The 19,471-nt window shown below is 73.4% G+C and carries 16 protein-coding genes; 7 read left to right on the top strand and 9 right to left on the bottom strand.

Annotation, left to right across the window (positions count from 1 at the left end; translation table 11 throughout):
- The first annotated feature begins 8 nt into the window (after positions 1–8).
- Positions 9–578 (top strand): cysteine dioxygenase family protein, encoded by a 570-nt coding sequence (locus D5H75_RS22700; RefSeq protein ID WP_119928532.1) that lies wholly within the window; start codon positions 9–11, stop codon positions 576–578.
- On the opposite strand, the gene D5H75_RS22695 is transcribed toward D5H75_RS22700, so the two are convergent.
- The 5 genes from D5H75_RS22695 to D5H75_RS22675 all read right to left on the bottom strand — a co-directional run bounded on the left by D5H75_RS22695 (position 527) and on the right by D5H75_RS22675 (position 6,584).
- Positions 527–1,138, bottom strand: coding sequence for a hypothetical protein (locus tag D5H75_RS22695; protein WP_119928531.1), 612 nt, complete (start codon positions 1,136–1,138; stop codon positions 527–529). The genes D5H75_RS22700 and D5H75_RS22695 overlap by 52 nt on opposite strands.
- 21 nt (positions 1,139–1,159) lie before the next feature.
- Positions 1,160–1,744, bottom strand: a complete 585-nt coding sequence (locus tag D5H75_RS22690; protein WP_119928530.1) for a TetR/AcrR family transcriptional regulator — start codon at positions 1,742–1,744, stop codon at positions 1,160–1,162.
- Positions 1,741–4,023 carry a YhgE/Pip domain-containing protein gene (locus D5H75_RS22685; protein WP_242454441.1) on the bottom strand — a complete coding sequence of 761 codons (2,283 nt, stop codon included), beginning with the start codon at positions 4,021–4,023 and terminating at the stop codon, positions 1,741–1,743. Before D5H75_RS22685 ends, D5H75_RS22690 begins: the two co-directional genes overlap by 4 nt.
- On the bottom strand, positions 4,020–5,093 hold the full coding sequence (locus tag D5H75_RS22680) for an ATP-binding cassette domain-containing protein (protein ID WP_119928529.1): 1,074 nt from the start codon (positions 5,091–5,093) through the stop codon (positions 4,020–4,022). The genes D5H75_RS22685 and D5H75_RS22680 overlap by 4 nt, the downstream gene beginning before the upstream one ends.
- A 141-nt stretch (positions 5,094–5,234) precedes the next feature.
- Entirely contained in the window at positions 5,235–6,584 is a 1,350-nt protein-coding gene (locus tag D5H75_RS22675; protein ID WP_119928528.1) for a M20/M25/M40 family metallo-hydrolase, read from the bottom strand.
- Positions 6,585–6,839: 255 nt separating this feature from the next.
- Between D5H75_RS22675 and D5H75_RS22670 the strand changes: the two genes are divergently transcribed.
- The 3 genes from D5H75_RS22670 (at position 6,840) to D5H75_RS22660 (ending at position 10,000) form a co-directional block, all read left to right on the top strand.
- The gene (locus tag D5H75_RS22670) at positions 6,840–8,234 is read left to right on the top strand and encodes an aspartate aminotransferase family protein (RefSeq protein WP_119928527.1); all 1,395 of its coding nucleotides are present in this window, start codon (positions 6,840–6,842) and stop codon (positions 8,232–8,234) included.
- A gap of 48 nt (positions 8,235–8,282) precedes the next feature.
- On the top strand, positions 8,283–9,398 hold the full coding sequence (gene ald / locus D5H75_RS22665) for an alanine dehydrogenase (RefSeq protein WP_119928526.1): 1,116 nt from the start codon (positions 8,283–8,285) through the stop codon (positions 9,396–9,398).
- Between the two features lie 161 nt (positions 9,399–9,559).
- Positions 9,560–10,000 carry an SRPBCC family protein gene (locus tag D5H75_RS22660; RefSeq protein WP_119928525.1) on the top strand — a complete coding sequence of 147 codons (441 nt, stop codon included), beginning with the start codon at positions 9,560–9,562 and terminating at the stop codon, positions 9,998–10,000.
- On the opposite strand, the gene D5H75_RS22655 is transcribed toward D5H75_RS22660, so the two are convergent.
- The 3 genes from D5H75_RS22655 to D5H75_RS22645 form a co-directional block, all read right to left on the bottom strand.
- Complete coding sequence (locus D5H75_RS22655; protein WP_242454440.1) at positions 9,975–10,922, bottom strand: sulfite exporter TauE/SafE family protein; 948 nt, start codon at positions 10,920–10,922, stop codon at positions 9,975–9,977. The genes D5H75_RS22660 and D5H75_RS22655 overlap by 26 nt on opposite strands.
- Positions 10,923–11,143: 221 nt before the next feature.
- On the bottom strand, positions 11,144–11,806 hold the full coding sequence (locus D5H75_RS22650) for a response regulator transcription factor (RefSeq protein WP_119928523.1): 663 nt from the start codon (positions 11,804–11,806) through the stop codon (positions 11,144–11,146).
- A complete protein-coding gene (locus D5H75_RS22645; protein WP_119928522.1) occupies positions 11,803–12,993 on the bottom strand; it encodes a sensor histidine kinase in 1,191 nt (396 codons plus the stop codon). Before D5H75_RS22645 ends, D5H75_RS22650 begins: the two co-directional genes overlap by 4 nt.
- A 240-nt stretch (positions 12,994–13,233) precedes the next feature.
- Between D5H75_RS22645 and ggt the strand changes: the two genes are divergently transcribed.
- From ggt to D5H75_RS22625, 3 genes are all read left to right on the top strand, one after another.
- Positions 13,234–15,063, top strand: a complete 1,830-nt coding sequence (gene ggt / locus D5H75_RS22640; RefSeq protein WP_119928521.1) for a gamma-glutamyltransferase — start codon at positions 13,234–13,236, stop codon at positions 15,061–15,063.
- Positions 15,064–15,461: 398 nt separating this feature from the next.
- Positions 15,462–16,811 (top strand): proprotein convertase P-domain-containing protein, encoded by a 1,350-nt coding sequence (locus D5H75_RS41830; protein WP_202638401.1) that lies wholly within the window; start codon positions 15,462–15,464, stop codon positions 16,809–16,811.
- A gap of 177 nt (positions 16,812–16,988) precedes the next feature.
- Entirely contained in the window at positions 16,989–17,951 is a 963-nt protein-coding gene (locus D5H75_RS22625; RefSeq protein WP_147425249.1) for a hypothetical protein, read from the top strand.
- On the opposite strand, the gene D5H75_RS22620 is transcribed toward D5H75_RS22625, so the two are convergent.
- Positions 17,952–19,421: a flavin-containing monooxygenase gene (locus D5H75_RS22620; protein ID WP_119928518.1), complete on the bottom strand. Its 1,470-nt coding sequence runs from the start codon at positions 19,419–19,421 to the stop codon at positions 17,952–17,954.
- Positions 19,422–19,471: the final 50 nt, after the last annotated feature.

Raw genomic sequence — 19,471 nt, 5'->3', positions numbered from 1 at the left:
CTGAAGACATGGCTCTCATGACGCAGGAAACCGTGTCCCGCCCGGGTCTCCGGGAGCTCGCCGATGGTGTCCGCGCGATCGTGGACCAGGGGCTCCCGGCCCGCCGTACGGCCTGGCTGGTGGCCGACCTGCTGCGTGGCGGAGCGCTGCCGGGGCCGGAGGTGCTGACCGAGGAGGAGCGGCGAGGCGACCCCGAGCGGTACACGTCCCGCGTGCTGCACGCCGAGGACGGGTTCTCGATCGTCGGCCTGGTCTGGCTGCCCGGGCAGGAGACGCCGGTGCACGACCACATCGCGTGGTGCACCTTCGGCGTCGTGCAGGGCGCGGAGCACGAGATCCTCTACCGTCTCGACGGCGACCGGCTGGTGCGCGTCGGCGAGAGCACCAACGGGGCCGGCGAGGTGAGCGGCTTCGCCCCGCCCGGCGACATCCACCGCGTGCGCAACGTGAGCGACGGGACCGCGATCTCCATCCACATCTACGGCGCGGACGTGACCCGGGCCGGCGGCAGCAGCGTCCGCCGCGTCTACGACCTGCCCGAGGCCGAGGGGGCGGAGCCGAGCAGGTCCGGCCGGTAGCGGCGCACCCACGCCCCGATCGGCCCCTCGGCCCAGCCCGGGTCGAGGTCGCCCAGCGGGATCGCCACCTCCGGCCGCCCGGTCCCCGGCTCCGTGGGCACCGCCGCCAGCCGCTCCCTGAGCCACCCGGGGATCCGGGGCGGCAGCTCCCGCTCACCCCACCCGATCAGCCCGTGCGAGCGCAGCGCCCCCGCCCGCACCCGCAGGCCGCCGGGCCGCCCGATCCGCCGCGGACTCGCCATCCGCGTCTCCACCGGGCCGATCCGCGTCACGTCCGCCCAGGCCAGCCGTACCCGGAAGCCCTTGGCGTCGCGCAGGGTCACCCCGTCGGGCCCCAGGCGCAGGACGGTCCCGGCGGTGAGCGCCCGGTGCCGGGCCGCCAGCACCAGCGCCAGTACGGCGACGCCCAGCGCGCCGACGGCGGCCCCGCCCGCCGACGACCCGGTGAGGATCGCCCCCAGCAGCAGCATCACCAGGAAGAACAGCACCAGCGGCGGCAGGAACGGCGCCGCGAACCGAGGGAACGACGTGCGCGGCCGGAACTCCGCGGGGGTGTCCATGATCCGGCATTCTCCCCGACGTCAGGCGGGCGGGCGGAGGGTGCCCCCGATCCGGCCGTGGAGCAGGTCCGTCAGAGTCGCGTGGGCGTCCTGCACGGGGAGGGCGTCGGCGCGGCGGGAGAGGCCGACGGTGAGGACCATGCCGAAGACGGCGACCGCGGCCGTCTCCACGTCCAGGTCCTCGCGGAGCAGGCGGGCGTCCACGGCGTCGCGGAGCACGCGCACGTAGACGCCCATGACGTCGGTGCGCAGCGCCCCCATCGCCTCGCGCCACGCCGTGCGCCACATCTCCGCGAGCAGGAGCCGGGCGAAGTGCTCGGACTCGTCCACGAACGCCAGCTCGGCCCGGACCAGGGCGTCCAGCGCCTCGATCGGCTCCAGCCCGGCCACGGTCTCGCGCATGGTCGCCGCCAGCCGCGCGATGCCGTCCTCCAGCAGCGCGGAGAACAGCGCCTCCTTGCTGCCGAAGTTGTAGAACACCGTGCCCTTGGCCACCCCGGCGCGCTCGGCGATCGCGTCCACCGTGGTGGCGGCGTACCCCTGCTCGGCGATCAGGTCCACCGCCGCCGCGAACAGCCTCTGCCGGGTGCCCTCCCGCCGGCTCACAGTGTCAGCTCCGGATGCAGCCGCTTCATCGACCAGACCCGCGACCGGCCCGCCGCGAACGTCGTCAGCAGCAGCCCCCCGGCGAGGAACGCCGCGAGCACGCCGCACCCCTGCCACACCACGGTCAGGTCGCCGCCGCTGACCAGCCGCCGAAGCCCGCTCACCACCCAGCTCATCGGCAGGTACGGCGAGATCGCCCGGAAGAACGCCGGCGAGGTCTCGATCGGGTACGTGCCCCCGGCGGAGGTGAGCTGGAGCATGAGCAGCGCCAGCGCGACCACCCGCCCGGGCGCCCCGAAGAACGCGACCACGCCCTGGATCATCGCCATGAACGCCAGTGACGCCAGCACGAGGTACCCCGCCGTGGCCACCGGGCGGGCGAACTCCATCCCGAGGCCCGCGCGCAGCACGGCGAGCAGCACGGCGACCTGGAGCACCCCGATCGCGGCCCCGGGCAGCCAGCCCGCGAGCGCCGCGCGCCAGGGCGGGGCCGTGCCCGCGAGCAGGCGTGAGTTGAGCGGCTTGAACAGCATGAAGGTCAGCATGCCACCCACCCACAGCGCCAGCGGCACGAAGAACGGCGCGAAGCCCGTGCCGTAGTTGGGCACCTTGTTGTCGATCGCCGTGGACAGCCGCACCGGCTCGCTCATCATGTCCCCGCGGGCCGCGCGCTCGCCCGGGCTGAAGGCCGGGATCTTCCCGGCTCCCTCGCGCAGCCCGTCGGACAGCGTGTCGGCCCCGTCCCCGAGCCTGCCGAGCCCGTTCCCGAGCTTGCCCGCGCCGTCGCCCAGCTCGCCCAGCCCGGAGCTCAGGTCCGCGGCGCCCCGGTGCAGCCTGCCCAGGCCGGCGTCGAGCTCGTTCGCCCCGTCGCCGAGCTGCTCGACCCCGCCCGCGAGCGTCCGCCCGCCCTTGGCGAGCTGCCCGGCGCCGGCGCCGAGCTGCTCGACGCCCCGGGTCAGCTTGGCGGACCCGTCGGCGAGCCGGGAGAGCGCGTCGTTCAGCTTGTTGAACCGGCCCCGCGCGTCCTCCAGCCGGCCGCCCAGCGTCGGCGCGATCCGCGCGATCTCCTCGGCGGTGTCCGCCACCTCGCGCGCCTGCCGCCGGAGGTCGGCCAGCGAACTCGTCTTCACCGACCCGTCGAGCCGCTGGGCCGCGTCGGCCACCCGCCGGGCCTGGGCGACGGCGCTCTTGAGCTGCTCGCGCACCTCCGGCTCCAGGTCCGGATGCGCGCCGAGCGTCCGCTCCAGCCGTTCGTACGCCCGGTCGGCGTCGGCGGCGGTCCGCCGGACCTCGGCGGGCAGCGTCCCGAGCGCGTCGGCGAGCGCGTCCGCGATGTCGGCGACGGCCAGCGCGATGGACCGGATGCGCGGCGCCTCCTTCTCCAGGAACGGCACGAGCTTGTCGGCGGTGTCGTTCACCAGCGGCGACAGTTTCCCGACCTGCTCGGAGACGGCGGCGTTCCCGTCCGCGATCTTCTTGGCGGCCTTGCGCGCCTCGTCCAGCCTGGCGGCCAGCGTCCCGGCGCCCTCGCTCAGCTTGGCGGCGCCGCCGGTCAGCTTGCCGGCCCCGTCCGCGAGCCGCTCGGCGCCGCTCTTGGCGGTGCCCAGCCCGCTCTCCAGCCGGGTGGCCCCGCTGCGGGCGCTGCCCAGGCCGTCCGCGAGCCTGCCCGCGCCGTCGTTGAGCTCGGCCGCGCCCTCGGCGAGGTCGCCGGCCCCATCGGCCGCCTTCCTCGTCTGCTCCCGCAGGTCCCCGAAGGACACGAAGACCTGGTCGAAGTAGTCCTTGATGGCCGTACGGCCGGCCGCCTGCTTCACCTCGGAGAACACCGTCGAGGCGATGGTCTCGGCGATGTAGCTGCGGCCCATGTCCACCCGGACCCCGAGCTGGGCGGGGGAGGGGGTCGTCCCGGTGTCGGACGGCGTCCCCAGCTTCGCGCTGAAGTCCCGGGGGATGGTCAGCGACATGTAGTAGTCCCCGGCCCGCACCCCCCGGGCCGCCTCCTGGGCGCTGACGGCCCGCCAGTCGAACACCCTGCGCTCCAGCAGCTCGCGCCGCAGGTCGGCGCCGGCGTCCACGGTCTTCCCGTTCACCGTGGCCGGCCGGTCCTCCACGACCAGCGCCACGGGCAGGTTGTCCACGTTGCCCTGCGGGTCCCAGAACGACCACAGGTAGAGCCCCGCGTACAGCAGGGGCAACAGCACGACGGCCGCCACCGCGGCCCGGGTGATCCGGGCCCGCATGAACCGCCGCAACTCCAGCGACCCCACCCGCAGACTCACGCCTTCTCCTCCGTCCGCTCCGCATCGCCACGGGTCGCCCCGCCGTCCGCCGCACCGCCGCCGTCCGGCCCCCCGGCCCCGTCCGCGGCCCGCCCGTCGCCGGCCACCAGATCGCCGTCGTCGGTCGCCCCGCCGTCGTCGGTCGCCCCGCCGTCGCCGGCCGCCGCGCCGTCGTCGGCCGCCGCGTCCTCGTCGTCCGGCCCGGCGGTCCCGGCCTCGTCCGCCCGGGCCCCGCCGGGCGCGTCCCCGACCACGCCGGGTACGGCCCCCGCCGCGCCCCCGTCCACGCGGCCCGCGCCCCCGGCCGAGTCGTCCACGTCGTCCACGTCGTCCACGACGTCCACGTCGTCCGCGGTCTCCGTCGCGCTCTCGTCCACGCCGGGTACGGCCCCCGCCGCGTCCCCGTCGTGGTCGTCAGAGCGCGCCTCGCCCAGCGGGACGGGACCGGCGTACGGCGTGGCGGGCGCGGGGTCGGCGCACGTGGCGACGACCGTGAGGCCGGCCTCCGCGAGGGCGTGGAGGCGGGACCAGATCTCGCGCTGCCGGTCGCCGGGGAGGCCCGCGTCCAGGTCGTCCACGACGAGGAGGCGGGGAGTGTCCAGGAGGGCGAGGGCCACCGCGACCAGGAGGCGCTCCGGCCGGCCCAGCTCGCGGACCGGCGTCGTCACGTCCAGATCGGGGAGGCCCGCCTCCTCCAGGGCCCGGGCCAGACGCTCACGCCGGGCGCGGCGGGAGGTCCAGGGGGTGAAGCGCTCGGTCGCGTGCTCGGCGACCGTGAGGGCCGGTTCGAGGTCGTTGACGCCGGTGACGGGGCCGAGGGCGGCGATCCGCCGTACCCTGCCCGCGTCCTTCGGCAGGGTCAGGCCCCCGACCGCCGCGGTGCCCGAGGTGGGCCGGAAGCGCCCGGCCAGCGTCAGGAGGAGCGAGGTGCGGCCGGAGCCGGCCTCGCCGTACAGCGCGGTGACCGTGCCGGGAGCGGCGTCGAAGGAGACGTCCCGGTAGGAGGGGCCGTGCGGGCCCTCGTAGGTGAGGCCGCGCGCGATCACGCGGACTCCGTCGTACTGGCGCATCTAACCCCCGAGTTGTACTGACCAGTCGGTACAAATTGTAGGGCGGCGAAAAGGCCGCCCGCCAATCGCGGACGGCCTTTTCGCCTGTGGTCTCCGTCTCAGCGGAGCCTCAGGGGGAGTCTCAGCGGAGCCCCGGCGGGGTCACGAGGGCATGTTCTCCGCCAGCTCCTGGAGGAACAGGGCCTCGGTGAGCGCGGTCATGCGCAGCTCCTCCAGGTCCACGCGCTCGTTGGGGGCGTGGATCGCGGCGTCCTTGTCCTCCGCGCCGAACAGGAAGATCTCGGCCGCGGGGAACAGGTGGGTCAGCGTGGCGACCAGCGGGATCGACCCGCCGGAGCCGATCTCGCGGGCCGGGCGGCCGTACGCGCGGGCCATCGCGCGCTCCAGCGCGGCGCGGGCCGAGCCGCCCTTGTCCGCGAGGAAGCCGGAGCCCACGACGGCGTCGGAGACGTTGACCTCGACGCCCCAGGGCGCGACCTGGCGCATGTACTCCACGACGGCGTCCATCGTGGTCTTGGGGTCGCCGGCCGGGGGCACGCGCACGGTGACGCGGGCGCGGGCCACCGGCTGCACGGCGTTGGCCGCGCCGGAGACCGACGGCACGTCCAGGCCGGTCACGGTGATGGCGTAGGAGGCCCAGAGGCGGTCGGCGAGGGTGCCCGAGCCCACCAGGCTCACGTTGTCGAGCACCCCGGCGGTCTGCCGGAACTCCTCCTCGGACATGCCCGGGGCCAGCCAGTTCCCGCGCGGCAGGCCGGGCACCGCGACGTCGCCCGCCTCGGTGTGCAGCGCGACCAGCACGCGCATGAGCGCCGCGAGCGCGTCGGGGGCGGCCCCGCCGAACTCGCCGCTGTGCAGGGCCTCGCGCAGCGTGCGCACCTCGACGGTGAACGCCGCGAAGCCGCGCAGTGAGGTGGTGAGGGAGGGGTCGCCGAGGCGGGCGTTGCCGGTGTCGGCGATGACCATCGCGTCGCAGCGCATCAGTTCGGGGTTGGCCTCGACGAAGCTCTCCAGCCGCTCGCCGGCGTATTCCTCCTGGCCCTCGACGATGACCTTGACGCCCACCGGGAACCGGCCGCCGAACGCGCGCAGCGCCATGACGTGGGCGATCACGCCGGACTTGTCGTCGGCGGCGCCCCGGCCCCACATCTTGCCGTCCTGGATGACCGGCTCGAACGGCGGCGTGCGCCACTGCGCGAGGTCGCCGGGCGGCTGCACGTCGTAGTGCGCGTAGAGCAGGACGGTGGGCGCGCCGGGCGGGGCGGGCGCCGCGCCGTACACCGCGGGGAAGCTGTTCTCGACGGGGATCTGCTGGACGTGCGGCAGCCCGGCCGAGCGCAGGAGCTGCTCGGTGTAGGCGGCCGCGGCGTGCACCGGCTCCTCCGGGTGCCCGGGGAACGCGATCGACGGGATGCTCACCAGCCGCGCGAGCTCGTCCACGCCCTGCGCCATCCCGCCGGCGATCGCGCTCTCGATCTGCTCTGGAGTCACCTAATCTCCCTCAACTTCCCCTCAGGGTCCGATGGCATCCATTGCACCACAACCGAGCAGGTGGGCACGCCTGCCCGCGCGGCGCGTCACGCGCCCGGGGGCCATGCCGGACATCTTGCGGATTCGGTCGCCCAATCATGGTCATTTTTCGGATTCCGAAGATGTCGGATTTTCTACCTACGCAATCCCTTGTCAAGAAACGGCCCTTCTTGCACACTGAGCGCAGAACCGACGACCCATGAGGGACTGAAGTGAATGACGCTGCCTGACGTCACCCCCGAACCCCCGGGCACGCCCGCCGTGCTCCGGGCCGCGCAGGACAACCTCTGGATGCACTTCACCCGGCACAGCTCGTACGCCGGGGGCGAGGTGCCGATGATCGCCCGAGGCGAGGGCGCGTACGTCTACGACGTCCACGGCAAGCGGTACCTCGACGGGCTCGCGGGCCTGTTCGTGGTGCAGGTGGGCCACGGGCGCGCCGAACTGGCCGAGGCGGCGTACAAGCAGGCGCAGGAGCTGGCGTTCTTCCCGCTGTGGTCCTACGCCCACCCCAAGGCCGCCGAGCTGGCCCACCGGCTCGCGGAGATGACCCCCGGCGACCTCAACCGCGTCTTCTTCACCACCGGCGGCGGCGAGGCGGTCGAGTCGGCGTGGAAGCTGGCCAAGCAGTACTTCAAGGCCGTCGGCAAGCCCCTCAAGACCAAGGTGATCAGCCGCGCCATCGCCTACCACGGCACCCCGCAGGGCGCGCTGTCGATCACCGGCATCCCCGCGCTCAAGGCCGTCTTCGAGCCCCTCGTGCCCGGCGCGATCAAGGTCCCGAACACGAACTTCTACCGCGCGCCGGAGTACGGCCACGACGAGGAGGCGTTCGGGCGCTGGGCCGCCGACCAGGTGGCCGCGGCGATCGAGATGGAGGGCCCGGAGACCGTGGCCGCCGTCTTCGTCGAGCCCGTCCAGAACGCCGGCGGCTGCTTCCCGCCCCCGCCGGGCTACTTCCAGCGGCTCCGCGAGATCTGCGACCGTTACGACGTGCTGCTGGTGTCCGACGAGGTCATCTGCGCCTTCGGCCGCCTCGGCACCTGGTTCGGCGGGCAGAAGTTCGACTACGTGCCGGACATCATCACCTGTGCCAAGGGCCTGACCAGCGGATACTCGCCCATCGGGGCGATGATCGTGCACGACCGGCTGTTCGAGCCGTTCAGGTCGGGCACGGAGATGTTCGCCCACGGCTACACCTTCGGCGGCCACCCGGTCTCCGCCGCCGTCGCCCTGGCCAACCTGGACATCTTCGAGCGCGAGGACCTGCTCGGCCACGTCCAGCGGAACGAGCCGGTCTTCCGCGCCACCCTGGAGCGCCTGCTCGACCTGCCCATCGTCGGCGACGTGCGCGGGTCCGGGTACTTCTACGGGATCGAGCTGGTCAAGGACAAGACCACCAAGGAGACCTTCGACGAGGCCGAGTCCGAGCGCCTGCTGCGCGGATTCCTGTCCAAGGCGCTCTACGACGCCGGCCTGTACTGCCGGGCGGACGACCGCGGGGACCCCGTGGTGCAGCTCGCCCCTCCGCTGATCTGCGGTCCCAAGGAGTTCGACGAGATGGAGTCGATCCTCCGCGCCGTGCTCACCGAGGCCGCGAACCTTCTGTAACCCCCTACCCGGGGCACCGAAGCCCCCTTCACCCCCTAAGGAACGGCTATGAAGATCGGCGTGCCCGCCGAGGTCAAGAACCACGAGTACCGTGTCGCCGCCACCCCCGCCGGCGTGCACGAGCTGGTTCGCCACGGTCACGACGTGCTCGTCCAGCGCGGAGCGGGCCTCGGCTCGCACATCTCCGACGAGGACTACCTCTTCGCCGGCGCCAAGATCCTCGACACCGCGGACGCCGTGTGGGCCGAGAGCGACATGATCCTCAAGGTCAAGGAGCCCATCGCGGAGGAGTACCACCGGATGCGGCCCGGTCAGCTCCTCTTCACCTACCTCCACCTCGCCGCCTCCCGCGAGTGCACCGACGCCCTCCTGGAGCGCGAGGTCACCTCGATCGCGTACGAGACGGTGCAGGTCGGGAACACCCTGCCGCTGCTCGCCCCCATGTCCGAGGTCGCCGGCCGCCTCGCCCCGCAGGTGGGCGCGTACAACCTGATGCGGTTCAACGGCGGGCGCGGTGTGCTCCCCGGCGGCGTCCCCGGCGTGGCCCCGGCCAAGGTCGTCGTGATCGGCGCGGGCGTGTCCGGCCTGAACGCCGCGCAGATCGCGGTGGGCATGGGCGCCGAGGTCACGATCATGGACATCAACGTGGACCGCCTGCGCCAGATCGACGCGATCTACCAGGGCCGGATGAAGACGCTGGTCTCGAACGCCTACTCGATCGAGAAGGCCGTGCTCGACGCCGACCTGGTGATCGGCGCGGTGCTCATCCCCGGCGCCAAGGCCCCGACGCTCATCTCCAACGAGCTGGTCTCCCGCATGAAGCCGGGCGCGGTGCTCGTGGACATCGCGATCGACCAGGGCGGCTGCTTCGAGGACTCCCGCCCGACCACCCACGCCGAGCCGACGTACCAGGTGCACGACGCCGTCTTCTACTGCGTCGCCAACATGCCCGGCTCGGTGCCCAACACCAGCACCTACGCCCTCACCAACGCCACCCTCCCGTACGCCGTCAAGCTCGCCGGCCTGGGCTGGCAGGAGGCGCTGCGCCGCGACGAGGCCCTGGCCCTCGGCCTGAGCACCCACGCGGGCAAGCTCTACAGCGAGCCTGTCGCGGTCGCCCACGGCCTGCCGCACCTGCCCGCAGCCCAGGCCATCGCCGCCTGACCCGTCGCCTCGCGCCCGGTACGGCTCGCGCCCGGTACGGCTCGCGCCCGCGTGAGCCGTACCGGATCCGCCGTCCGGGCGGGCTCCCGCCGCGCCCCGGGACGATCTGTCTGGCCGAGCGCTTGGCCGGGCGGTTACGGTGGGGGCGAGGAGGTGGGGCCATGCCCGAAGTGGTCGCGAGCACGGTCGTGGACGCCCCGGCGGACGAGGTCTGGGGCCTGCTGCGGGATTTCGGCGGGATGAGCCGGTGGCATCCGGCGATGGCGCCCAGCGAGATCGAGGGCGGCGGCCCGGCCGACGCGGTGGGCTGCGTCCGCGTGTTCACGACGGTCCTCGGCCCCGGGCACCGGGACCGGCTGACCGCGCTGGACGACCGCGAGCGCACCTACGCCTACACCTCCGAGAGCACCCGCATGCCGATCCGGGACTACCGCGCCCGGGTGCGCGTGCTGCCGGTGACGGAGGGCGACCGCGCGTTCGTGGAGTGGTCGGCGCGGTTCGACTGCGACGCGGACGTCGCGGAGAAGATGGTCGTGACCTTCCGGGACATCATCTTCGCGCCCGGCCTCGCGGCCCTCAGGAAGCGCCTCGAAAGTCGATGAACCCGGTGTACATCCCCATCGCGCAGACGTAGCGCAGCCGTCCCGGCGCCGGGACCCCCAGGCTCACCCGGACCTCCCCGGTCGCGGGCAGCGTCACCTCGCGCCCGGCCACGGTCAGCCGCCGCGCGCAGCCGCTCGTCTCGTGGGTCCGCAGCACCAGCTCCGTCGGCATCCCCGCCCGCGCGCTCACGAACCCCGGCCGGTACCCCCGCCCGGTGGCCCACACCGTGATCGTCTGCGTCCCGTCGGGGCGTACGGCCGTCGCCGCGGTCACCGCCGCCGCGCGCGACCCGAACTCCGGCAGCCAGTCCCCGAGGCGCAGCCCGGACACCACCGTCCACGCGCCCGCCAGCAGCGCGATCACCCCGGCCACCGCCGCCGCCCGCCCCCGCGTGACCCGCCGCAGCACGAGCCCGAGCGCGGCGAACGCCGGCGCGGTCCCGAGCACGAACCCGGCCATCACGGCCGCGCCGCCGAGGGGGGACCCGCTCGACACCGCGACCAGCTCGACGGTCAGCGTCACGCCGCAGGGGATCAGCACGGTCGCCGCCCCGAGGACCACCGCCCGCCCGAGGTCGGGGGCCGAGGCCGTGCCCACCGGGCCGGTCACGTGCCCGGTGACCAGCAGCCTCGCGGCGAAGGCCATCACGGCGAGCCCGGCCGCGACCAGCAGCGCCGCCCGGGTCGGCGCGTTCAGCGTGACGGCGGCGCCCAGCCAGCCGAGCAGGGCCCCCACGAGAGCGTGCGAGGCGAGGCGGCCGCCGACGAACCCGCCGACCGCGGCCAGGTCCCGGCGCGGGGCCTGGTCCCGGCAGTGCGCGCTCATCCCCACGAGCAGCCCGCCCTGCACCGCGGTGCACGAGGCGCTGCCCGCCACCACCCCCGCCGCGAACCCGCTCGCGAACAGGACTCCCGCGCTCAAGGCGCGGTGACCCGGCTCGGCGTGCGCGTGTGCATGACAGCCTCGATTCCGTCGCCTCCACCCGCAACGTAACGTGTCCGTCCGGACGCCCGAAGTGACACCTCGATTACCGCCCCGCGCCAAAACTCGCGCCGATCACGGAGTTTCGGAGCACGCCCTGTGCGCAAGACCGCATGATCACGACGACGGGACGAGCCCGGGGGCGGGGTGGGTGCGCGAGGTCAGAGCCAGCCGGGGCGGACGAGGCCGGACTCATAGGCGGTCACGACGAGCTGGGCGCGGTCGCGGGCCTGGAGTTTCATCATGGCGCGGCTGACGTGGGTCTTGGCGGTGGCCGGGCTCATGAAGAGCTTCTCGGCGATCTCCTCGTTGGACAGGCCGGCGCCGACCAGCGCCAGCACCTCGCGCTCGCGGTCGGTCAGGGAGTCCAGGTTCCGGGTGGGCAGGGGCTCCTTGGCGCGGCTGGCGTACTCCTCGATCAGCCGCCGGGTGATGCTGGGGGACAGGAGGGCGTCGCCGCGCGCGACCACGCGCACCGCCTGGATCAGCTCGGCCGGCTCGGTGTCCTTGACCAGGAAGCCGCTCGCGCCGTTCCGCAGCGCCTCGAAGACGTACTCGTCCAGCTCGAACGTCGTGAGGATGACGATCCGGATCGCCGTCAGCGCCGGGTCGGAGGTGATCTCGCGGGTGGCGGTCAGCCCGTCCACCCCGGGCATGCGGATGTCCATGAGCACCACGTCCGGGCGGTGCTCCCGCGCCAGCGCCGCCGCCTCGGCCCCGTCGCCGGCCTCGGCCACCACCGTCATCCCGTCCTGGGAGTCCAGCAGCGCGCGGAACCCGGCGCGCACGAGGGCCTGGTCGTCGGCCAGCAGTACCTTGATCAACGTGTCTCCGCGAACGCAGGGATGGGCAGGTGGGCCACGACCTGGAAGCCGTGGCTCGGCAGGGGCCGGGCGTCGAGGGTGCCGCCGAGCGCGACGGCGCGCTCGCGCATGCCGGGGATGCCGTTGCCGCCTGGCGTCCGCGACGGCACCGCCGCGGGCGGCCCGTCGTCCTCGACGCGCAGGGTCAGCTCGCGCGGGCCGTACTCGATGAGGACGGTGGCCGTGGCCTGCGGGCCGGCGTGCCGGGTCACGTTGGTGAGCGCCTCCTGGACAATGCGGTAGGCGGCCAGGTCCACCCCGGCGGGCAGCGGCCGGGGCGTGCCGCGGGTCTCGGGCCGCACGCGCAGCCCGGCGGCGCGGAACCGGGCGAACAGCTCCTCCAGGCCGTCCAGGCCGGCGACGGGGGTGCGCGGGGCCTGCTCGCCGCCCTGGCGCATGACGCCCAGCACCGACCGCATCTCGCCGAGCACGTCCTTGCTGGCCTGCTTGATCGCGGCGAGCGCCGTGCGCGCCTGCTCGGGCTTCTCGTCCATCAGGTGCAGCGCCACCCCGGCCTGCACGTTGATCAGTGAGATGTTGTGCGCCAGCACGTCGTGCAGCTCGCGGGCGATGCGCAGCCGCTCCTCGCTGGCCCGCCGCAGCGCCTCCTCGCTGGAGCGCCGCGCCTGCTCGGCCACCCGCTCGTGCTTGATCCGGCTGACCTCCGACAGCACCAGCACGAGCAGCAGGAACGACGCGACGGCGATGTCGTGGAACAACCCCGGCGTGGACCGGGTGAGATGCAGGTAGAGCACGAGCCCGACGTACCAGAACCCGGCCGTGAGCCAGGCGACCTGCCGCCGCCCGGCGACGATCGCGGCGTAGAACGCGCCCATGAGGGCGATGAAACACGGCCCGTAGGCGTACCCGAGGACGGCGTAGACCGACGTGATCCCGACGACCGTCAGCAGCACGGCCGTCGGGTGGACCCGGCGCAGCACCAGCGCGACGGGCCCCGCGACCAGGAGCGCGTAGCCGAGCCAGTCCAGGGGCACGCGGTCGAGCACGCCGTCGCTGAGCTGCGGCGTCTGGACGACCCGCGTCCCCATGACCTGGAGCACGCCGATCAGGACGGGGATCAGCACATCCTTGGGCCCGTCCAGCCGCCGCAGGAGCCCCAGCCGGCTCCCCGCCTCCATGTCTCCCATGCCTCCAAGCCGCGCCGAGCGCCGCCGGTGTTCACCGGTCGCCGCGTTTGCACCCTTCACGCTAGGTCATATCCCGCCTGTACGGCATCGCCCGCCGGGTGCAGTCATCGCTACTCCCGGTGGCGTAGCCATACCGGGATTGACCGGAACCGGTCATTTTCCCGGTGTGCCCCGCCGTACTCCGGGGCCGGGGTTAGCCTGGCCCCCCGGGATTCTCGCGCGCCTTCCGGAGGGACGCCCATGAGACCTCGCCGGCTCGCCGCCACGGTGTTCGCCCTGACCGCGCTGAGCGCGCCGGTCGCGATCCCCGCACAGGCCGACGCCCCCTCCGCCGCCGGTCACGGCGCCCCGCACGCGCCGCCGTACGGCAAGCGCCCCACGGCGACCGGGTACGGCGGGGCGGTGTCGACCGTGGACCTGGACGCCAGCCGCACGGCGATCGAGATCCTGGCGCGGGGCGGGAACGCCGTGGACGCGGCGGTCGCGGCCTCGGCGACCCTCGGGGTGACCGAGCCCTACGTCGCGGCGCTGGGCGGCGGCGGGTTCTTCCTCTACTACGACGCGAAGACGCGGCGGGTGCACTCGATCGACGGGCGGGAGACCGCGCCGAAGGCGATGACCCCGACGTCGTTCCAGGAGAACGGGCAGCCGATCCCGATCGCCGAGGCCATCACCAGCGGCCTGTCCGTGGGCGTCCCGGGCACGGTGCGCAAGTGGGAGCAGGTCCTCGACCGCTGGGGCTCGATGAGCCTGGCCGAGACGCTGCGCCCGGCGATCCGGGTGGCCGAGCGCGGGTTCGTCGTGGACGAGGAGTTCCGCGCGCAGACGGCGGTGAACGAGGCGAGGTTCCGCCAGTTCACCTCCACCCGCGACCTGTTCCTGCCCGGCGGGCGGCTGCCCGAGGTCGGTTCCCGGATGCGGAACCCCGACCTCGCGCGCACTTACCGCGAGCTGGGCCGGCGCGGTCCCGACTGGTTCTACGAGGGCCCGGTCGCGAGCGAGATCGTCAAGACCGTCAAGCACCCGCCGCTGGTTCCCGGCTCCACCCTCAAGGTCCGCCCGGGCCTGATGGAGCCCGGCGACCTGGCCGCCTACCGCGCCCCCTACCGGCAGCCGACCCGGTCGGACTACCGGGGCCTTGAGGTGTACGGCATGGCCCCGCCGTCCTCCGGCGGCTCGACGGTGGGCGAGGCCCTCAACATCCTCGAACGGTTCCGCCTGTCCGGCGACCGCGTGACGGCCCTGCACCGGTACCTGGAGGCGTCCCGCCTGGCGTTCGCCGACCGCAACCGGTACGTCGGGGACCCCGCGTTCGTGGACGTGCCGCTGCGCGAGCTCCTGTCCGACGGCTTCGCCCGCGAGCGCTCCTGCCTCATCGGGGACACCGCGATGGCGCACCCGGCCGCCCCGGGCTCGCCCGACGGCTCCTACGAGCCCTGCGCGGCGGTGAGCGGCGCCGGGACCGCCGACCCGTACGAGGGCCCGCAGACCACCCACCTCGTGGTGTCGGACAAGTGGGGCAACGTCGTCGCCTACAACATCACGATCGAGCAGTTCGGCGGGAACGGCATGGTCGTCCCCGGCCGGGGCTTCCTGCTCAACAACGAGCTGACCGACTTCTCCTTCGCGGCCCCGCCCGGCGTCGTGGACCCCAACCTCCCCGCCCCCGGCAAGCGCCCCCGCAGCTCGATGGCCCCCACGATCGTGCTCAAGGACGGCCGCCCCCTCCTCGCCCTGGGCAGCCCCGGCGGCTCCACGATCATCACCACCGTCCTGCAGATCTTGCTGAACCGCGTGGACTTCGGCATGGACCTCCCGGAGGCCGTGGCGGCCCCCCGCGCCACCCAGCGCAACACCGCGGCGACCCTGGCCGAGGCCGGGTTCATCAGCGAGTACGGCGCGGCCCTGCGCGCTCGCGGCCACGTCATCGACCCGTTCCCCGGCCCGCCCGCCGGTCAGATCGGCGCCGCCACCGCCCTCGAATTCCTCACCAGGACCCGGGTCCAGGCGGTCGCCGAACCCACCCGCAGAGGCGGCGGCAGCGCCCTGGTCGTCATCCCCGCCCGCTGACCCCGCCCCCGCGAGGCTCACCCCGAGACACGGGGTGAGCCTCACCCACGCCGCCCTCGGAACGCCCGAGGCGGACCCGGAAGCCGCCCGCGCCGCCCTGAGCCGCTTTCACGTGGCGAGACGTGGAAGCGGCCTGCCGCCGATCCTCGTCTTCAGGGAATTGGGGCTTTCAAGTCCTTGAAACATCAGAGCGGAGGTGACGGAGGGGGCCGGGAGGAGGCGAGCGCGGTGCGGAGGGCGTGATCAGGCGGGGGGCGGCCGAGCCTGCGGGGAGTGGAGGGCGTCGCGCCTTCACTTTATTGGCTCAGGTGTCAACAGGGCTCTTGTCGCTGGTGGCGGGCGCGGGGACGCTGCGGGGCGACGGGCGGGCGCCGCCCGTCGGGCGAAGGGAGCGCGTCATGGGATTGCGAGGGCGTACGGCTGCCGCCGTGCTCGGGGCATGCCTGCTCGCCGGGACGGCGGGGCCCCCGGCGTACGCCGGGACCGCGACGGCGTACGCGGGGGACGACGTGGCGGCGCAGGCCGGGAGCGGGGCGGCGGGCGCGGCGGAGGCCGGGCGGAGCGCGCGGGGGCTGGAGGACGCGGTCGTGGGGGCGATGCTGGCGGCCTCCGGCCAGTCCGCGCGGACCCTGGTGGCGGCCGGGCGTGAGACGCAGGTGAACGTGCAGCGGGCGGCGGGGGACTGGGCCTTCGGGTCCGGGGTGCTGACGGTGGCGCGCGGGGCGCACGCCGCGCCGGACGGGTGGCTGTTCACCGCCCGGCGGCAGGGCGGGACGTGGACCGTCGGGCTCGAAGGGAGCGCGGAGTTCGCGGCCCTGGTGAAGACGGCGCCGGAGAGCGTCGTGAGCGCGGGGGAGAAGCGCACGTTCGAGAACCACGCGCGGAACGCGGCGGCGGTGCCCACCGGCCTGTCCCTGCCGTACCCCGTGGGCGAGAGCTGGGCGATCGTCGGTGGGCCGCACGGGTGGAGCGGGCAGCCCCGGCCGTGGAGCTCGATCGACCTGAACAAGACCTTCGGCTCCGGCAGCTACGAGGTGCTCGCGGCGCAGTCCGGCCGGGCGTACTGGATCTGCGGGAACGGCGGGCACATCCGGATCATCCACGACAACGGCTGGACCACGGAGTACTACCACCTCGCGCAGGAGATCCGGCCCAACGGGACGCAGGTCGCCATGGGCGCGTACCTCGGGATGACCAGCACGCGCATCCCGTGCGGCGGGTCGGCCGGCAGCAACCACGTCCACTTCGGCCTCAAACAGGGCGGCTCGTTCGTCCCGCTCCAGGACAAGGTCATCGGCGGCTGGACCTACTACGAGGGCTCCTCGGCGTACGGCGGGGGCGCCCGGCGCGGCGGGACCAGCGTCGGCGTGCGCGGGCTGCTGCGGAACTACGGCCCCGAGGACGGCCGGTACTTCGAGAACACGACGAACCACACCATCCCGGACCAGGGTCAGGTGGAGTCGCCGATCACCGTCTCCGGGGTGCCGGGGAACGCGCCGAGCCGGCTGTCGGTGTACGTGGACGTGCACCACACCTGGATCGGCGACGTCACGCTCGACCTGGTCGCGCCGGACGGGACGGCCTACCGGATGAAGGGCCCCGACCCGGACGACGACGGCGACATCCTGCACGAGACGTACACCGTGGACGCGTCGGCCGAGGTCGCCAACGGGGTGTGGCGGCTGCGCGCCGCCGACGTGTCGGTCAACGACAGCGGCTACATCGACGCCTGGAACCTCACCTTCTGAGATGCGGACAGACCATACGGGCATCGGAACGATACAAAATCCGTTAAATCCCGCAAAGCGAGGAAGTCATCTCGACGAGGCCCGCCGGATGTGCTGTTATCTCAAAGGATTCAATTTGCTGAACAGGCAAGAATCCAGACAAATCCGGCGGGCGCACTCTCGTCACAGAGGACTTCGATGCCACAACAGGTACAGCTCACGGGGGCATCAAGTCGACGCGACACCCTGCGGCCCGAGCTGGAGGACGCGCTGCGCGCGGGTCCGTTCAGCCGGGCACTCCAACTCGCGATCCAGGCGCGGGGCCTCAGCCTGGAACGCCTCCACGCACGCCTGCTCGAACGCGGCGTCGCCGTCAGCATGGCCAGCCTCAGCTACTGGCAGCGGGGGCGCTGCCGTCCGGAGCGCCACGACTCCCTGCGAGCCGTGCGCGCCCTGGAGGAGATCCTCGGACTGCCCGAGGAGTCGCTGGTGATGCTGCTCGGACCGCGGCGTCCACGCGGGCGCTGGCTCAAACGCGTGCCCGGCGCGCTCACCTACCGTGAGGTCTGCCCGGTCCACGCCAGCCTCGGCGATCTGCTCCAGAAGATCGAGAACCCGGTCGACGGGCAACTCGCCACCCTGAGCCACCACGAGTACTACACGGTCGGTCCCTTCCGCGAGGAGCGGGGGGCGCACAGCCGCATGGTCGTGCGCGCCCTGTCCGACGGGGTGGACCGCTTCGTGGCCATCCACCACAACCCGCACGGCATGCTGCCGGACGGCTGGCGCGTGGAGTACGCCAGGGCGGGGCGGGTGCGCACCGACGAGCGCGCCGGCCTGATCGCCCTGGAGGTGCTCTTCGACCGGCCGCTCACGAGCGGGGAGACGTACGTCCTGGAGTACTCCTTCTGGTACGAACGCCCCGGGCCGGCCGCCGTGGAGTACCACCGCGGCTTCCGGTTCCCGGCGCGGGAGTACCTCCTCCAGGTGCGCTTCGACCCGGCCGCCGTGCCGCCCCGCTGCTACCGGACGTTTCGCCCGGACATCGGGGCGGCGGTCGAGGACGTGCGCGAGCTGCGCCCGGACAACTGGCACTCGGTCCACCTCATGGAGCTGGACGCGAGACCGGGGGTCCACGGCGTGCGCTGGGAATGGCACTAGCTACCTGATGATCTCGTAGGCCCGCGGCTTCACCTTCCGGGTGCGCGCCCAGTACTCGAAGGTGAAGCCGGGCCACAGCGTGCGGTTCACGCCGTTCTCGTCGAGGTACCAGCTCCGGCAGCCGCCCTCGTTCCACACGAGGTGGTCCAGCCGCTCCCGCAGGCGCCGGTTGAAGCGGTCCTGCGCGCCCTGCCGTACGTCCAGGGCGTGGGCCTTCTCCCTCGACAGCAGCCGCAGGCACTCCATGACGTACCGGACCTGGCACTCGATCATGAAGACGACCGAGTTGTGGCCCAGCCCGGTGTTGGGGCCGAGCAGCAGGAACAGGTTGGGGAAGCCGGAGACCGAGATCCCGTAGTGCGCCTCGATGCCGTCGCGCCAGGCGTCCTGGATCTTGACGCCGTTCCGGCCCACGATCCGCTGCTCGTTCAGCGCGTCGGTGACCTTGAAGCCGGTGCCGTAGATGATCGCGTCCACCTCGTGCTCCCGGCCCTGCCCGTCCACGATCGAGTGCTCGCGGATCTCGGTGACGCCGTCGGTCACCAGCTCGACGTTGTCCCTGGCGAGCGCGGGATAGTAGTCGCTGGACAGCAGGATGCGCTTGCAGCCGATCGTGTAGTCGGGGGTGACCTTGCGGCGCAGCTCGGGGTCCTTGATCTGCCGCTCGATGTGCCGGCGCGCCACGATCTCCTGGACCTTCATCAGCCTGGGGTCGATCGTGAAGCCCAGCGCCCGCGCCTCCAGCGTCCAGTAGATCCCGTTCCGGAACGCCCGGGCGAGCCCCGGCACCCGGCGGAACGCGGCCCGGGCGGCGCGGGGGAACCGGAAGTCCGGCTTGGGCTGGATCCACGGGGGCGTGCGCTGGAAGACCGTGAGCCGCGCGGCCCGCTCGGCCACCCGCGGCACGAACTGGATCGCCGACGCGCCGGTGCCGATCACCGCGACCCGCTTGCCGGTCAGGTCGAAGGAGTGGTCCCACCGCGAGGAGTGGAAGGCCCGCCCCCGGAAGGACTCCATCCCCGGGATCGTCGGGTACGACGGGACGTGCAGCGCCCCGATCCCCGACACCACCGCGTTGGACACGAACACGCGCCCGTCCCGGGTGGACACGTGCCACTTGCGGGTCTCGTCCTCGTACTCGATGCCCACGACCTCGGCGTCGTAGCGCAGGTGGCGGCGCAGGTCGTGCTTGTCGGCCGTGCGCCGCATGTAGTCCCAGATCTCCCGCTGCGGAGCGAACATCCGGGACCAGTCGGGGTTGAGCTCGTAGGAGAAGGAGTACATGTGCGAGGGCACGTCGCAGGCGCAGCCCGGATAGACGTTCTCCCGCCACGTGCCGCCCAGGTCCGGCGCCTTCTCCAGGATGACGAAGTCGTGGAACCCGGCCTCCTTGAGCTTGATGGCCATGCCGAGCCCGGAGAACCCGGAGCCGATGATCGTGATGGCGGGGGTGGCCGTGGTGACGGTCATGCGCTCTCCTGAGGGGTTCCGGACCGGGGGACTGCGCGGCAGGGAGGACG

This window comes from Bailinhaonella thermotolerans, from assembly GCF_003594875.1.
Taxonomy (GTDB): Bacteria; Actinomycetota; Actinomycetes; order Streptosporangiales; family Streptosporangiaceae; genus Bailinhaonella; species Bailinhaonella thermotolerans.
The sequence above is the reverse complement of the archived record's forward strand: the minus strand, read 5'-3'. Positions and strand labels throughout refer to the sequence as shown.

Bases quoted from the DNA above. Each gene is read 5' to 3' on its own strand.
- D5H75_RS22700 (WP_119928532.1), top strand. From the start codon at position 9: ATGGCTCTCATGACGCAGGAAACCGTGTCCCGCCCGGGTCTCCGGGAG.
- D5H75_RS22695 (WP_119928531.1), bottom strand. From the start codon at position 1,138: ATGGACACCCCCGCGGAGTTCCGGCCGCGCACGTCGTTCCCTCGGTTC.
- D5H75_RS22680 (WP_119928529.1), bottom strand. From the start codon at position 5,093: ATGCGCCAGTACGACGGAGTCCGCGTGATCGCGCGCGGCCTCACCTAC.
- D5H75_RS22670 (WP_119928527.1), top strand. From the start codon at position 6,840: ATGACGCTGCCTGACGTCACCCCCGAACCCCCGGGCACGCCCGCCGTG.
- ald (WP_119928526.1), top strand. From the start codon at position 8,283: ATGAAGATCGGCGTGCCCGCCGAGGTCAAGAACCACGAGTACCGTGTC.
- D5H75_RS22660 (WP_119928525.1), top strand. From the start codon at position 9,560: ATGCCCGAAGTGGTCGCGAGCACGGTCGTGGACGCCCCGGCGGACGAG.
- D5H75_RS22645 (WP_119928522.1), bottom strand. From the start codon at position 12,993: ATGGGAGACATGGAGGCGGGGAGCCGGCTGGGGCTCCTGCGGCGGCTG.
- ggt (WP_119928521.1), top strand. From the start codon at position 13,234: ATGAGACCTCGCCGGCTCGCCGCCACGGTGTTCGCCCTGACCGCGCTG.
- D5H75_RS41830 (WP_202638401.1), top strand. From the start codon at position 15,462: ATGGGATTGCGAGGGCGTACGGCTGCCGCCGTGCTCGGGGCATGCCTG.
- D5H75_RS22625 (WP_147425249.1), top strand. From the start codon at position 16,989: ATGCCACAACAGGTACAGCTCACGGGGGCATCAAGTCGACGCGACACC.
- D5H75_RS22620 (WP_119928518.1), bottom strand. From the start codon at position 19,421: ATGACCGTCACCACGGCCACCCCCGCCATCACGATCATCGGCTCCGGG.